The organism is Sandarakinorhabdus sp. (assembly GCF_031422795.1).
GTDB lineage: Bacteria > Pseudomonadota > Alphaproteobacteria > Sphingomonadales > Sphingomonadaceae > Sandarakinorhabdus.
The window spans coordinates 1-13,902 of record NZ_JANPML010000187.1; the positions used below are offsets into that span (position 1 = coordinate 1).

General features: G+C 63.2%; 19 protein-coding genes and 1 pseudogene. 3 read left to right on the forward strand and 17 right to left on the reverse strand.

Going from position 1 to position 13,902, the window contains the following annotated elements; translation table 11 throughout:
- From RMO81_RS06955 to RMO81_RS06965, 3 genes and pseudogenes are all read left to right on the forward strand, one after another.
- Positions 1-298, forward strand: a pseudogene (locus RMO81_RS06955) (F0F1 ATP synthase subunit beta); the annotation flags it as partial.
- 150 nt (positions 299-448) lie between these two features.
- Entirely contained in the window at positions 449-826 is a 378-nt protein-coding gene (locus tag RMO81_RS06960) for an ATP synthase F1 subunit epsilon (RefSeq protein ID WP_310475083.1), read from the forward strand.
- Positions 827-999: 173 nt separating this feature from the next.
- The gene (locus RMO81_RS06965) at positions 1,000-1,482 is read left to right on the forward strand and encodes a hypothetical protein (RefSeq protein WP_310475084.1); all 483 of its coding nucleotides are present in this window, start codon (positions 1,000-1,002) and stop codon (positions 1,480-1,482) included.
- 467 nt (positions 1,483-1,949) lie between these two features.
- Here RMO81_RS06965 and RMO81_RS06970 read toward each other — a convergent pair whose 3' ends face one another.
- The 17 genes from RMO81_RS06970 to rpsN all read right to left on the reverse strand — a co-directional run bounded on the left by RMO81_RS06970 (position 1,950) and on the right by rpsN (position 13,900).
- Positions 1,950-2,657: a DUF4136 domain-containing protein gene (locus RMO81_RS06970; RefSeq protein ID WP_310475085.1), complete on the reverse strand. Its 708-nt coding sequence runs from the start codon at positions 2,655-2,657 to the stop codon at positions 1,950-1,952.
- Positions 2,658-2,766: 109 nt separating this feature from the next.
- Positions 2,767-3,762, reverse strand: a complete 996-nt coding sequence (gene trpS / locus RMO81_RS06975) for a tryptophan--tRNA ligase (RefSeq protein WP_310475086.1) — start codon at positions 3,760-3,762, stop codon at positions 2,767-2,769.
- The gene (murJ, locus tag RMO81_RS06980; RefSeq protein ID WP_310475087.1) at positions 3,759-5,324 is read right to left on the reverse strand and encodes a murein biosynthesis integral membrane protein MurJ; all 1,566 of its coding nucleotides are present in this window, start codon (positions 5,322-5,324) and stop codon (positions 3,759-3,761) included. The genes trpS and murJ overlap by 4 nt, the downstream gene beginning before the upstream one ends.
- Before the next feature lie 104 nt (positions 5,325-5,428).
- Positions 5,429-5,908, reverse strand: coding sequence for a protein-export chaperone SecB (gene secB, locus RMO81_RS06985; protein ID WP_310475088.1), 480 nt, complete (start codon positions 5,906-5,908; stop codon positions 5,429-5,431).
- Between the two features lie 24 nt (positions 5,909-5,932).
- Positions 5,933-6,346, reverse strand: coding sequence for a 50S ribosomal protein L17 (gene rplQ / locus RMO81_RS06990; RefSeq protein WP_310475089.1), 414 nt, complete (start codon positions 6,344-6,346; stop codon positions 5,933-5,935).
- 124 nt (positions 6,347-6,470) lie between these two features.
- Positions 6,471-7,520 carry a DNA-directed RNA polymerase subunit alpha gene (locus RMO81_RS06995; protein WP_310475090.1) on the reverse strand — a complete coding sequence of 350 codons (1,050 nt, stop codon included), beginning with the start codon at positions 7,518-7,520 and terminating at the stop codon, positions 6,471-6,473.
- A 109-nt stretch (positions 7,521-7,629) separates the two neighbouring features.
- Complete coding sequence (gene rpsK / locus RMO81_RS07000) at positions 7,630-8,019, reverse strand: 30S ribosomal protein S11 (RefSeq protein ID WP_273461778.1); 390 nt, start codon at positions 8,017-8,019, stop codon at positions 7,630-7,632.
- A 51-nt stretch (positions 8,020-8,070) separates the two neighbouring features.
- Entirely contained in the window at positions 8,071-8,439 is a 369-nt protein-coding gene (gene rpsM / locus RMO81_RS07005; RefSeq protein WP_310475093.1) for a 30S ribosomal protein S13, read from the reverse strand.
- Positions 8,440-8,601: 162 nt separating this feature from the next.
- Positions 8,602-9,252, reverse strand: coding sequence for an adenylate kinase (locus RMO81_RS07010; protein ID WP_310475094.1), 651 nt, complete (start codon positions 9,250-9,252; stop codon positions 8,602-8,604).
- The gene (secY, locus tag RMO81_RS07015; RefSeq protein ID WP_310475095.1) at positions 9,249-10,601 is read right to left on the reverse strand and encodes a preprotein translocase subunit SecY; all 1,353 of its coding nucleotides are present in this window, start codon (positions 10,599-10,601) and stop codon (positions 9,249-9,251) included. The genes RMO81_RS07010 and secY overlap by 4 nt, the downstream gene beginning before the upstream one ends.
- Before the next feature lie 108 nt (positions 10,602-10,709).
- Positions 10,710-11,261: a 50S ribosomal protein L15 gene (gene rplO, locus RMO81_RS07020; RefSeq protein WP_310475096.1), complete on the reverse strand. Its 552-nt coding sequence runs from the start codon at positions 11,259-11,261 to the stop codon at positions 10,710-10,712.
- Between the two features lie 117 nt (positions 11,262-11,378).
- Positions 11,379-11,561 carry a 50S ribosomal protein L30 gene (gene rpmD / locus RMO81_RS07025; RefSeq protein WP_310475121.1) on the reverse strand — a complete coding sequence of 61 codons (183 nt, stop codon included), beginning with the start codon at positions 11,559-11,561 and terminating at the stop codon, positions 11,379-11,381.
- Between the two features lie 11 nt (positions 11,562-11,572).
- Positions 11,573-12,301, reverse strand: coding sequence for a 30S ribosomal protein S5 (gene rpsE, locus RMO81_RS07030; RefSeq protein WP_310475097.1), 729 nt, complete (start codon positions 12,299-12,301; stop codon positions 11,573-11,575).
- 1 nt (position 12,302) lies between these two features.
- The gene (gene rplR / locus RMO81_RS07035) at positions 12,303-12,656 is read right to left on the reverse strand and encodes a 50S ribosomal protein L18 (protein WP_310475098.1); all 354 of its coding nucleotides are present in this window, start codon (positions 12,654-12,656) and stop codon (positions 12,303-12,305) included.
- The gene (rplF, locus tag RMO81_RS07040) at positions 12,653-13,186 is read right to left on the reverse strand and encodes a 50S ribosomal protein L6 (RefSeq protein ID WP_310475099.1); all 534 of its coding nucleotides are present in this window, start codon (positions 13,184-13,186) and stop codon (positions 12,653-12,655) included. The genes rplR and rplF overlap by 4 nt, the downstream gene beginning before the upstream one ends.
- A 2-nt stretch (positions 13,187-13,188) precedes the next feature.
- Complete coding sequence (gene rpsH / locus RMO81_RS07045) at positions 13,189-13,584, reverse strand: 30S ribosomal protein S8 (RefSeq protein WP_017666973.1); 396 nt, start codon at positions 13,582-13,584, stop codon at positions 13,189-13,191.
- Between the two features lie 10 nt (positions 13,585-13,594).
- Positions 13,595-13,900, reverse strand: a complete 306-nt coding sequence (rpsN, locus tag RMO81_RS07050) for a 30S ribosomal protein S14 (protein ID WP_310475100.1) — start codon at positions 13,898-13,900, stop codon at positions 13,595-13,597.
- Positions 13,901-13,902 lie beyond the last annotated feature (2 nt).

Consider the following 13,902-nt stretch of genomic DNA (forward strand, 5'->3'; position numbering starts at 1 on the left):
GCAGAAGTACAAGAGCCTGCAGGACATCATCGCCATTCTGGGCATGGATGAACTGAGCGAAGAAGATAAGCTGGTCGTCAGCCGCGCCCGCAAGATCCAGCGCTTCCTGTCGCAGCCGTTCCACGTCGCCGAAATCTTCACTGGTTCGCCCGGCGTGTTCGTGCAGGTGGAAGACACGATCAAGGGCTTCAAGGCGATTGTTGCCGGTGAATATGATCACCTGCCGGAAAATGCCTTCTACATGGTCGGCACCATCGAAGACGCTGTCGCCAAGGCCCAGAAGCTGGCTGCTGACGCGGCGTATGTTCCCCCCCACTCCCATTTGGGGAGAGGGTCGACTCGGCGCAGCCGAGCGGGGTGAGGGTCTGGAGGCACTGCCCTCACCCTCCCACCGCTTCGCGGCGGGCCCCTCCCTCTCCCCGAACGGGAGAGGGGCTTGGAGGTTAAAATGGCTGAATTGCTCGATTTCGAACTCGTCTCGCCGGAACGCCGCCTCGCGAAAGCGAAAGTGGCGATGGTCGTCGTGCCCGGTGCCGAAGGTGATTTTGGTGTGCTGCCCGGCCATGCGCCGATGATGTCCACCATCCGCCCCGGCGCCATCCACATCCATGAAACCGATGGCGGCCCGGCCACCATGCGGTTCTTCATCGATGGCGGTTTTGCCGAAGTGACCGAAACCGGCCTGACCATCCTGGCCGAAAAGGCCACCCCGGTGGCAGACATCGACGTGGCCGCCGTGGCCGCCGATCTTGCCGCTGCGCGGGCTGCTGGCGATGATATCGCCATCAACCGGCTGGAAGCCATGCAGGCCGCCGCCACCAACTGATCCTGTTGACCTGATCACAAAAGCGCCCCGCGCCGGCCCGTCCGTCGCGGGGCGCTTTCGTTCAGCCGTCAGACACGCCCGGCACGGCATGAAAGCCATGCGATTGCCGGTTCCCAGCGCCGGCAAAAGCGCCTAATCTGATGGGGTAAACCCGTCTGCGGAGCCTTTGCCTGATGCGCCTGCCCCTGTTTGCCCTCACCCTGGCAGTGGCGCTGCCCGCCTTGGTTCCAGCCGCTGCCCAGCAGCCACCCGCCAATCCGACAACCGCGCCGCCGCGGCCGACCATGCTGAAGCCGGCTGATCTTCCGACCGGCGATGGCAGCCGGCCGCGCCAGCGCTTTGTGACGGTGTTCGACAACGAGGCTTGCCCCAAGCCCAGTTCACCCGATGAACAAGTGGTGTGCGCCCGCCTGCCCGGTTCGGACGTGTTCCGCATTCCCGAGCGGCTGCGCAAGGCCGAGACGCGGCAAAGCGTGCTCACGCAGAATCGCGCCTTGTTGCTGGGTGATGGCACCGGCGGTGCCGGCAACAGCATCAACAGCTGCAGTGCCGTCGGCCCGGCAGGCTTTACTGGCTGCGATCGCAAGATGATCGAAGCCTGGGCGCAGGATCGCACCAACCGCATGGGCTATAGCGAGCCGACTCCGCGCGACTGATAGCAGTATGGAAGCAGAAGAGCCGCCGCCGGCCAGGGCCTGAGGCCCTGGACCCACTCTCGTTGCCATCCGTCTGACGACGAACGCTGGGCGTATCCAGCAGAAAAACAAATTGGTGCAGGCCTCAGGCCTGCCCGCCGGAGGCTGCGCGTCCTGGTTCTTTACGCCGTATGATGCGCTATCCACTCACGATGGACTGCAATCGAACCGGCGACGCGCCGCCAACCGCAAAAATCAGCGGCGGCGCTGCACCCGCTGCGGTGTCATGTCGTGTTTGTGAGACGCACGCCACTTGTCCAACAACACCGGCATCAGTCCAACAACCACAGCCAGCAGCGCAATATAGACCGTCATGGAAAGCCCCCCTTCGCATCAGTCACACAGAAGGTTAATCCACATTCACACAAATGCAATAGGGGCGTTCCGAACAATCGGAACGCCCCTATTTTCGGCCTGTGATGCGGCGATCAGCGCACGGGTTTGACCGTTGGTGCCACATCCGGCTTGGAAGGATCAAAGCGCACCCGCACGGTTTCGCCGCTGTTGCCGGGGAAATTGGTGAAGATGGCGGTGACCAGATTGGGCACCAGGCGGGTGAGATTGTTGCTGTTGCTCACGGTTTCGGCGCGGCCTTCGAATACGCTCTTCTTGTCGGCATTGCGGTTGATGCGCATGGCGACCACCGTGTTGTAATTGGTGACGCTGTAAACATCATTGTTCCAGCCGCCGCCCCAGCCGCCCCCCCAGCCGCCAAAGCCGCCGCCAAAGCCGCCGCCCCAGCCACCGAAGCCGCCGCCAAAACCACCCCAATAGGGGCCCCAGCCAAAGCCCGGGCCAAAGCCGCCGCCCCAGCCAATAGCAGGCCGGCTCTGCACTTTTTCACGCGGGGCAGAAACATGATAGTCCAGCTGCACGGTCAAAGCCGCCGCATCGGCGTTGGCTGCTTCCTGGAAGCCGGCGGCCACCAGCTTCTGGCGCACCAGATTGGCATAAGTGGCAAATTCCAGCCCGCCGGCATTTTCCTTGTCGCGCGGCTCGATCACGAAACTGGTGCCTGATGGCGGCGGCAGCTGCTGAAAGCGCGCCACGCGGGCTTCGAACGGCGCGGCGCAGGCCGACAAGGCCAGAGCTGCAACCAATGGCAGAGCCAAGCGAGCCTTGGGAAGGATGGTCATTCGATGGCACTCCAACATGGACTATCGGTAATCTTACGCGCGGATATGCGCCAGAGCAACTGACTGGCGCATGAATGACACCGTTCGACGCCGCAGCGCAACGTCGCAGTTACGCGATGAACCCCACGGCGCGATGCACCTGCGCCAGCACCGGCTCGGCAATGGCGCGGGCCCGTTCCGCTCCGCGCGCGCAGATCGCTTCGATCGCCACATCATCATCCTTCAGCGCGTTGAACCGCGCGGTGATGGGGCTGAGTTTCGCCACCATCACGTCGGCCAGCGCCGGCTTGAAGGCGCCGAAGCCCTTGCCGCCGAAATCTGCCAGCACTTGGGCAACCGTCGTTTCGGTGAGCGCCGCCATCAGGTTGACCAGGTTCGCCGCTTCCGGCCGGCCGGCAAGGCCAGCGGCTTCGGATGGCAGCAGATCGGCATCGGATTTGGCGCGCTTCACCTTGGCAGCGATGGTATCGGCATCGTCGGTCAGGTTGATACGGCTCTGGTCGGAAGGGTCGCTCTTCGACATCTTGGCGCTGCCGTCACGCAGGCTCATCACGCGGGTGGCGGGGCCTTCGATCACCGGTTCGGGCGGCGGGAACAGCTCAACGCCAAAATCATTGTTGAACTTGATGGCGATGTCGCGCGCCAGTTCCAGATGCTGTTTCTGATCTTCGCCCACCGGCACGTGCGTGGCCTTGTAGGCGAGGATATCGGCGGCCTGCAGCACCGGATAGGTATAAAGGCCGACCGAGGCGCCCTCACGGTCCTTGCCGCTCTTTTCCTTGAACTGGGTCATCCGGTTCAGCCAACCCATCCGCGCCGTACACATCAACACCCACGCCAGTTCGGCATGCACGCGCACCCGGCTTTGCGGGAACAATATGCAGCGTTCGGGATCGAGGCCCGCCGCGATCAGCGCTGCCACCATCTCGTGAATGCCGCGCCGCAGCGTGGCGGGATCCTGCGCCACGGTGATGGCGTGCAGATCAACCACGCTGAAGATACACTCGTCTTTATCCTGCATGCGCACCCAATTGCGGATGGCGCCCAGATAATTGCCCAGATGCAGATTGCCGGTGGGCTGGATGCCCGAAAAAACCCGTTTCATATGCGTTTCCGTCTTACTTGTGCGATCAGGCTCTTGATGGTGAACAGGCCGAGCAGCCGCGCCGCCGCCAGATAGGCCAAGGCGCCGCCGCCAATCAACAGCGCAAGTGCAGCGGCCTGCCAGGCAAAGCCGCGCGCCGCCAGCGGTGCCAGCGCCGGCATGGCCACAACCAGCACGCCCACCATGGCCAGCGTGGCGACGCCCAAACGCGGCAGCAGCCGGCGGGCGCTGGCATCCAGCGCAAACTGGCCGCGCTTGCCGAGCAGCCACCACAGCCCCGCTGCGTTGACCCAGGCCGAAATCGCCGTGCCCAGGGCAATGCCGACATGGCCCAGCGGCCACACCAGAATCAGATTTCCCGCCAGATTGATCAGCATCGCCACCACCGCCACCCGCACCGGGGTGCTGGTGTCGCTGCGGGCGTGGAAGCCGGGGGTGAGCACCTTGATCAGCACATAGGCCGGCAGCCCCAAGGCAAAGCCAGACAAGGCCGCCGCCGTTGCCAGGCTGTCAGACGCGGTGAACTCACCGTGCTGGAACAGCAGCGCCACGATGGGCTGCGCCGCCACCACGAGCCCTGCCGCAGCGGGCAGCGTGAGGATCAACACCAGTTCCATCGCCCGGTTCTGCTGGGCGATGGCGCCCGGCACATCATTGGCACCAATCAACCGCGACATGGCCGGCAACAACGCGGTGCCGACGCCGATGCCGATGATGCCCAGCGGCAGCTGGTTCAGCCGATCAGCGAAATACAGCCAGCTGACCGCGCCATCGCCCAGAAAACGCGCGGCCAGCGCCGTGGAGATCAACAGATTGACCTGCACCGCGCCGGCACCAAAGGCAGCCGGCACGATGAGTTTGAGCAGGGTCTTCACCTGCGGGGTAAGGCGGGGCAGCCGCAGCCGCAGGCTGATCCCGGCGCGGCCGCACGACCACAGCAGCCAGATCAGCTGGGCAATACCGCCCAGCGTGACGCACAGCGCCTGCATGCGCGCCGCCGCCACATCATCGCCGCTGCCCGACCACAGCAGGCCGCTGATCAAGACGATGTTAAGCAGGATCGGCGCCGCGGCATTCACGGCGAAGCGTCCGACGGAATTGAGCAGGCCACCCAGCAGCGAGGTCAGGCTGATCAGCATCAGATAGGGGAAGGTGAGGCGGGTGAAATCAACCGTGAGGGCGAATTTGGTGGGCGCGGCATCGGGAAAACCGCCGGTGAGCGCCCACACCACGGGCACCGCGCCGGCCACCATGGCTGCCGTGAACAGCAACAGCAGCGGCAGCAGCACCGCCAGCACATCTTCAGCAAAGCGCCGGGCACCATCGATCTGGCCGCCATCGGCACCGACCTGACGATTGAACATCGGCACGAACGCCGAGGCAAAAGCGCCTTCGGCAAACAACGCGCGGAACAGATTGGGCAGGCGCTGGGCGATCAGGAAAGCGTCCGCCGCCATGCCGGCGCCCATCAACGACGCCTGCAGCACATCGCGGGCAAAGCCACCGATGCGGGAGATCAGGGTAAGGCTGCCAATGGTGGCAGTGGCGCGGAGGAGGTTCATTGCGCCACCGGATTAGGCAATGCCCCGGAAAGTGCAAGGCGACAGTGCCCCAAACGAAAACGGGCGACCCAAAGGCCGCCCGTCTTGTCGTTTGTGCTGTTCGCTTACGCGTTGCCGACCTGGCCCTGCTGGGACATGTACAGCGCACCAAAATCGATCGGATCGAGCATCAATGGCGGGAAGCCGCCATCGCGCACGGCATCGGCGATGATGCGACGCGCGAAGGGAAACAGAATCCGCGGACCTTCGATGATGCAGAAAGGCTCGATGGCTTCTTCCGGCACATTCTTCAGGCCAAACAGGCCGGCATACAGAAGTTCGACCATGAAAGCGGCGCCGGCGTCGACTTCGGCCTTGGCGCTGATCTTGAGTTCGACTTCATAAACGTCGTCGGCGGCCTTGCGGGCGTTGACGCCCACATTGACGTCGATCCGCGGCTGGGTCTGCACCTGCAGGCTGGCCGGCGCGTTCGGATTCTCGAAAGAGAGATCCTTCACATACTGGGTGATGATCGCCACCTGCGGCATCGGTTCATCACCAAAGCCATTTTCAGGGTTTGCGCCCAGATCGATCTCGTCAGCCATGATGGCGATCCTTCCGGTTAAGGCTTATTCGTCGTCGCCGAAGGTTTCGACCGGGCCTGAATCCTGGCCCTTGGCATCAACGTCGCGATCGACAAATTCGATGATCGCCATCGCAGTTGCGTCGGAACGGCGGAAGCCGGCCTTGACGACGCGGGTGTATCCACCCTGGCGTGTCGCATAGCGCGTGCCCAGAACGTCGAACAGCTTGATAAGCTGGGTATCGTCACCCAGGCGAGCATCGGCCAGACGACGGTTGGACAGGCCACCGCTCTTGGCCAGCGTCACCAGTTTTTCAACGTAGGGGCGCAGTTCCTTAGCTTTCGGCAAGGTGGTCTTGATCTGTTCGTGCTTGATCAGCGCGGCGGCCATGTTGCGCAGCATCGCGATGCGGTGGCTGCTGGTGCGGCTGAGTTTACGATGGGCGAGCCGATGGCGCATAGGTCTTCTCCGTTCGTTCAGGGGCCGTTTCAGGTACCCCGGACCAGGCTGATAATGGGATCAGCCAGAAACCCCTGCCTGTGCTGGCGGGAGCAGCCGGTTGGCCACTCCCGCCACGCAGGACTTAAAATTCCTGCTCGAGCTTCTTGGCCATGTCCTCGATGTTCTCGGGCGGCCAACCGGCAATTTCCATACCAAGGCGCAGACCCATCTGGGACAGCACTTCCTTGATTTCGTTCAGCGACTTGCGGCCGAAATTCGGCGTACGCAGCATTTCGCTTTCCGTCTTCTGCACCAGATCACCGATGTAGATGATGTTGTCGTTCTTCAGGCAGTTGGCCGAACGCACCGACAGTTCCAGCTCGTCGACCTTCTTGAGCAGGTAACGGTTGATGCTGGCGCTGTCGTCCACTTCCACCACGCCCGTGCTGGCGGTGTGTGCGACCGGGGCCGCAGCCGCCGCGTCTTCGAAGTTCACGAACAGCTGCAGCTGATCCTGAAGGATCTTGGCGCCATAGGCCAAGGCATCTTCCGGGCTCAGGCTGCCATCGGTTTCCACCGTGATGGTCAGCTTGTCATAGTCCAGTTCCTGGCCCACGCGGGTCGGATCGACCTTGTAGCTGACCTGGCGCACCGGCGAGTAGAGCGCATCAACCGGCACCAGGCCGATCGGCGCATCGGCCGGGCGGTTGGCGCTGGCCGGCACATAGCCCTTGCCGGTTTCCACCGTCAGTTCCATGTTCAGCGTGGCACCTTCGTCCAGCGTGCAGATCACCAGTTCCTTGTTCATCACTTCCATGTCGCCGGTAACAGCGATCTGGCCAGCGGTGACCGGGCCGGGGCCGGTGGCGTTCAGATACACGCGCTTGGCGGCATCGCCAGACATGCGGATCGCCACCTGCTTGATGTTCAGCACGATGTCAGTCACGTCTTCGCGCACGCCAGCCAGGCTGGAAAATTCGTGCAACACGCCATCGGTCTTGATGGCGGTGATGGCGGCACCTTGCAGCGACGACAGCAGCACGCGGCGCAGGGCATTGCCCAGCGTCAGGCCAAAGCCACGCTCCAGCGGTTCAGCGACAAACGCTGCCTTTTGCCGGGCATCGCCGCCAGGGCGCTGCTCCAGACGGTTGGGCTTTTTGAGTTCGGTCCAGTTCTTGGCGATGACTGCCACGGTTTTCACCTCGGTCTTGGGAGGAAACAGGTCGTCACCTGCTCGTCCCGTTGGTCCATGGAATAGGAACGCTGGGCACCGCAACGGAGCCCGGCGCCAGGCAGACGGGTCAGACGCGGCGGCGCTTGGGGGGGCGCACGCCGTTGTGCGGGATCGGCGTCACATCGCGGATGGCGGTGATGACGAAGCCCACGGCCTGCAGCGCGCGCAGCGCCGATTCACGGCCCGAACCCGGGCCACGCACTTCGACTTCCAGCGTGCGCACGCCGTGTTCGGCGGCCTTCTTGCCGGCGTCTTCGGCAGCCATCTGGGCCGCGAACGGCGTCGATTTGCGGCTGCCCTTGAAACCACAGGTCCCCGCCGACGACCACGCAATGGCATTGCCCTGCGCGTCGGTGATGGTGATCATGGTATTGTTGAAGCTGGCGTTGACATGGGCAACACCGCTGGTGATGTTCTTGCGCTCCCTGCGCTTGATGCGAGCAACTTCGCGAGCCATTTCAGATATCCTTGCCTTATATGAAGAAGAAGATGAGCAGCGGTAGCGCGCTTACTTCTTCTTGCCGGCGATCGGCTTGGCCTTGCCCTTGCGGGTGCGGGCGTTGGTGTGGGTGCGCTGGCCGCGGACCGGCAGGCCCTTGCGGTGACGCAGGCCGCGATAGCAGGCCAGGTCCATCAGGCGCTTGATGTTCATCGCGTTCTGGCGACGAAGATCACCTTCCACGGTGAGCTCACGGTCGATCTTTTCACGGATCAACAGGATCTCGGCGTCGGTCAGTTCCTGCACGCGGCGTTCACGCGGGAAGCCGAGTTCGTTGGCCAGACGGCTGGCGGTGGTGCGGCCAATGCCGTGGATGTAGGTGAGCGCGATTTCAACGCGCTTGTTGGTCGGGATGTTCACACCCGCAATACGTGCCACAGTCGTTTTCCTTTCATGCTCCACGGCGACCCTGGGCAGATGTCGCCATCTCAAAGCAATATGCCGACCACCCGTGCGGGCCGCCGGTTCCTAATCCGATGAAACGGAAGTGGGCGGGTTAGCCGCGAGTCGCCGGAAAGTCAAGCCGGCGACCAGACCGGTTCACGCCTTGTCGACGATCGCGTCGATGAAGGCCGCGACCGCGTCCATGTCGGCCATGCCATCCACCCGCGAGACAATGCCGCGATCTTGATAGTGCGGAATGATCGGCGCCGTTTTGGCGCGATATTCCTGCATGCGCTGGCGCACGGTATCGGCATTGTCGTCGGCGCGGCGCTTGAATTCGGTCGAACCACAGACGTCGCAGACACCGGCCACGGCCGGCTGCTTGTAACGGTCGTGATAGCCTTCGCTGCATTTGGCGCAGGTGAAACGACCGGTGATGCGATCAACCAGAGCGTCTTCGTCCACCACCAACTCGATCACATGATCCAGCATCAGGCCCTTTGCCGCCAGCATCGCGTCCAGCGAGTTCGCCTGCACTTCGGTGCGCGGATAGCCATCAAGGATGAAGCCGGCGCGGGCGTCGGGCTGATCGAGCCGTTCCGACAGGATGCCCGAAACAATCTCGTCCGACACCAGCCCGCCGGATTCCATCACCGCCTTGGCGGCAAGGCCCACCGGCGTGCCGGCTGTGACGGCCGCGCGCAACATATCACCAGTGGAAAGCTGGACCATGCCGCGATCTTTGACGAGACGGCTGGCCTGCGTGCCCTTGCCCGCTCCCGGCGGGCCCAGCAGGATCAGATTCAACGACGATTCCCCCGAAGCTTGGACTTCTTGATGAGTCCCTCATATTGGTGCGCCAACAGGTGGCTTTGGATCTGCGCCACCGTGTCCATCGTGACATTGACCACGATCAGCAGTGATGTGCCACCAAAATAGAACGGCACCTTCAATTCGCTGATCAAGAACTCCGGCAGCAGGCAGATCAGCGTGAGATAGGCCGCGCCGATCACCGTCAGACGGGTGAGCACGAAATCCAGATATTCCGATGTGCGCTGGCCGGGCCGGATGCCGGGCACGAAGCCGCCGTACTTCTTGAGATTCTCCGCCGTCTCGTCCGGGTTGAACACCACGGCGGTGTAGAAGAAGCTGAAGAAGATGATGCCGGCGGCATAGAGGAACATATACAGCGGCGCACCGTGCTGCAGCGCGGTGGTCACCGTTGTCATCCATTCCGGCATGCTGCCTTGCTGGCTGAAGAACTGCGCCACCGTGAGCGGCATCAGCAGCAGCGAGCTGGCGAAGATCGGCGGGATCACGCCCGCCGTGTTGATCTTCAGCGGCAGGAAGCTGGAATCGCCCTGGAACATGCGACTGCCCATCTGGCGCTTGGGATACTGGATCAGGATCTTGCGCTGCGCGCGCTCCATCAGGCAGATGAACGCAATGGTGCCCAGCGCCACCACCGCCACCAGCAGCACAAAGCCCGCCGACAGCGCACCAGTGCGGCCCTGTTCGAACAAGGTGCCAAGCGCCGACGGCAGCTGTGCCACGATGCCGGCCATGATGATCAGCGAAATGCCGTTACCGATGCCGCGGCTGGTGATCTGTTCACCCAGCCACATCAGGAACATGGTGCCACCCAACAGCGAAATCACCGTGGAAATGCGGAAGAACCAGCCCGGATCGATCACCGCCGACACGCCCTGGCCCGCGCCCCAGCCTTCAAGGCCAAGCGCAATGCCATAGCCCTGCACGATGGTGAGGAACACGGTGCCGAACCGGGTATATTGGTTCAGCGTCTTGCGGCCGGCCTCGCCTTCCTTCTTCAGTGCCATGAAGCTGGGGATCAGCGACGTCAGCAGCTGCACCACGATCGAGGCGGTGATGTAGGGCGTGACGCCCAGCGCGATCAGGCTCATGCGTTCCAGCGCGCCGCCGGAGAACATGTTGAAGAAATCCAGCACGCCGCCACGGGTCTGTTCGAACAGGCTGGACAGCGCCAGCGGGTCGATGCCAGGCAGCGGCACGAACGAGATGAGGCGGAACACCACCAGCGCACCAAGCGTGAACCAGATGCGGCTCTTCAGCTCGGTGGCCTTGGAGAAGTTGGCGAACGACAGGTTCGCAGCCATTTGTTCGGCGGCAGACGCCATGAAACCCTACCCGATTTTGCTGGTCTGAAACGGCAAAGCGCCGCGTGTCATCCCTATGTAGGCGACACGCGGCGCAATTGCCATGGGGCCTGTTGACCCGACTAAATCTTACTTGGCAGCCAGAGCGGCGGCCTTGGCAGCGCGCGCAACAGCACGGGCAGCCTTCTGCTCGTCCTTGGTCAGCGGCGCCGGAGCCGGGGCCGGCAGTTCGATCGAACCGCCAGCGGCTTCCACCGCAGCCTTGGCCGTCGCCGATGCACCAGCCAGCTTCAGCATCACCTTGGCGGTGAGCGCGCCAACGCCGAGCAGACGCACGCCGTCACCAGCGGTGGTCAGCACCTTGGCAGCAACCAGCACGTCGGCATCGATCAACGTCTTGGCATCAAGCTTGCCAGCATCAATCGCGGCCTGCAGCGTGCCGAGGTTCAGCACGGCATAATCCTTGCGGAAGATGTTGTTGAAGCCGCGCTTCGGGATGCGCATGTGCAGCGGCATCTGGCCGCCTTCGAAGCCGTTGATCGAGACACCCGAACGGCTGGTCTGGCCCTTCTGGCCGCGACCGGCGGTCTTGCCGACGCCGGACCCGATACCGCGGCCAACGCGCACGCGCTTCTTGCGGGCACCGGGATTGTCGTGAATGTCGTTGAGCTTGGTGGTCATGTGTTGCACTCGCTTTCGCTTACGCGCTGGATGTTGATTTTATAGCCGCTGGGCACCCTGGGTTGAACCCAAGGTGCCCGGCGTATATTCGGTCCCGGCCAAGGCCGGGATGAGCGGTCAGGCGACCGCTTCAACCTTGAGAAGATGCGCCACCTTCTTGATCATGCCCCGGATTTCCGGCGTATCGACATGCTCACGGCTGCGGTGCATCTTGTTGAGGCCGAGACCGATCAGGTTCTTTTCCTGGACCGGGGTGCGGCGGATCGGCGAACCGATCTGGGTGACTTTGACTTTGGCCATCATGCCTCTCCTCAGGCCACTGCTTCGGCGTCAGCTTCGGCCTGCTTGGCCGAAACGTCGCCGCGGCGCGACAGCAGATCCATAACCTTCTTGCCGCGACGCTGAGCGACGCTCTTCGGGCTGACCTGGCCAACCAAGGCTGCGAAGGTGGCACGGATCATGTTGTAGGGGTTGTTGGTGCCCACCGACTTGGTGACCACGTCGGCAACGCCCAGCGATTCGAACACAGCGCGCATCGGACCACCAGCGATGATGCCGGTACCCTGCGTGGCGGAACGAACATAGACCTTGCCGGCGCCGAAATGGCCGTAGCCATCATGGTGCAGCGTGCGACCATCGCGCAGCGGCACACGCACCATCGCCTTCTTGGCGGCGGCAGTGGCCTTGGCAATGGCTTCCGGCACTTCGCGAGCCTTGCCGTGGCCGAAACCAACGCGGCCCTTGCCGTCACCCACCACGACCAGAGCTGCAAAGCCGAAGCGCTTGCCGCCCTTCACGGTCTTGGAGACGCGGTTGATGTGGACCAGCTTTTCGATCAGCTCTTCGCCAGCCGGTTCGCCGTTGTTGTTGTCACGGCCACGCTTGTTGCGGTCGCCGTCACGACGGTTGCCACCGGGGCCACCGCGGCGATCGCCACCGGGGCCGCCACCAGGACCGCCACGACCACGCGGGCCGCGACCAGGAGCGCGGCTTTCGCCTTCCGGAGCCGCGGCGCCGGTCACTTGGGTTTCATCGCTCATCTTAGAACTCCAGTCCGCCTTCGCGGGCGCCCTCAGCCAGCGCTTTCACGCGGCCATGGAAGAGGAAACCGCCACGGTCGAACACCACGGCCGAAACGCCGACGGCCTTGGCCCGTTCGGCCAGGCGCTTGCCAACGGACGACGCAGCGTCGGTGGTGGCGCCGGTCGAAGCCCGCATGTCCTTCTCCAGCGTGGAGGCCGAGGCGATCGTGACACCATTGGCATCGTCGATGATCTGGGCATAGATATGCTGCGACGAACGATGCACCGACAGGCGCAGACGACCGGCACTGTTGCGACTGATAGCCGTCCGCACGCGGCGGCGACGCTGTTCGAAATGGGTGAGCTTGCTCATTTCTTCTTCCCTTCCTTCCGGAAGACGAACTCGCCGCGGTACTTGATACCCTTGCCCTTGTAAGGCTCGGGCTTGCGCCAGCGGCGGATTTCTGCGGCGACCTGGCCAACGCGCTGCTTGTCGGAACCGGTGATTTCCACGGTCGTAGGATCAGGCGTCTTGATGGTGATGCCGGCCGGAATGGCGAAATCGACATCGTGGCTGTAGCCGAGCTGCAACTTGAGGTTGCTGCCCTGCACCGAAGCACGATAGCCGACGCCGGTGATTTCCAGCACCTTGGTGAAACCATCGGTGACGCCGGTAACGAGGTTGTTCACCAACGTGCGCTGCATGCCCCAAAAGGCACGGGCGCGCTTGGTCTCGTTGGCCGGGACCACAGCAATCTGTGCGTCTTCGATGGTGTAGCTGATGTCGTCCACCAGCGGCATGGACATCTCGCCCTTGGGACCCTTGACCACGAGAATGCGGTCATTGATCGAGGCGGTGACGCCAGCCGGAACGGCGACGGGTTTTTTACCGATGCGCGACATGGTCAGAACACCTGGCAGAGGATTTCGCCGCCAACATTCTTTTCGCGCGCTTCCGCGTCGGAAAGAACGCCCTGGGGCGTCGAAACAATGGTGATACCCAGGCCGTTGCGAATGCGCGGCAGCTCGGTGGCGCCGCTGTAAACGCGGCGGCCGGGCTTCGACACACGGGCAAGGTGCTGGATGGCGGGACGACCTTCGAAATACTTCAGGTCGATCCGCAGGTTCTCGTGCGAGCCGTCAAGCACCGGGGCATAGCCACGGATATAACCTTCGCGCTGCAGAACATCCAGCACGCGGGCGCGCAACCTGGAAGCGGGGGTGACGATCGAATCCTTGCGGGCCTGTTGGCCGTTACGGATCCGGGTGAGCATATCGCCCAGAGGATCAGACATCGACATCGGGCAATCCTTACCAGCTCGACTTGGTCACACCGGGGATCAGGCCTTTGTTGGCCAGTTCCCGCAGCATGATGCGCGAAAGCTTGAACTTGCGGTAATAGGCGCGCGGACGCCCGGTGAGTTCACAACGGTTGCGAACCCGGGTCGGGTTGGCGTTGCGCGGCAGTTCCGCCATCTTCAGGCGGGCCATCAGACGTTCCTCATCGGAACGGCTGGTATCGGCCGCAATCGCCTTCAGCACGGCATATTTACCGGCGTACTTCACAACAAGCGCCTTGCGACGCTCGTTCTTGTTGATCATTGAAAGCTTCGCCATGG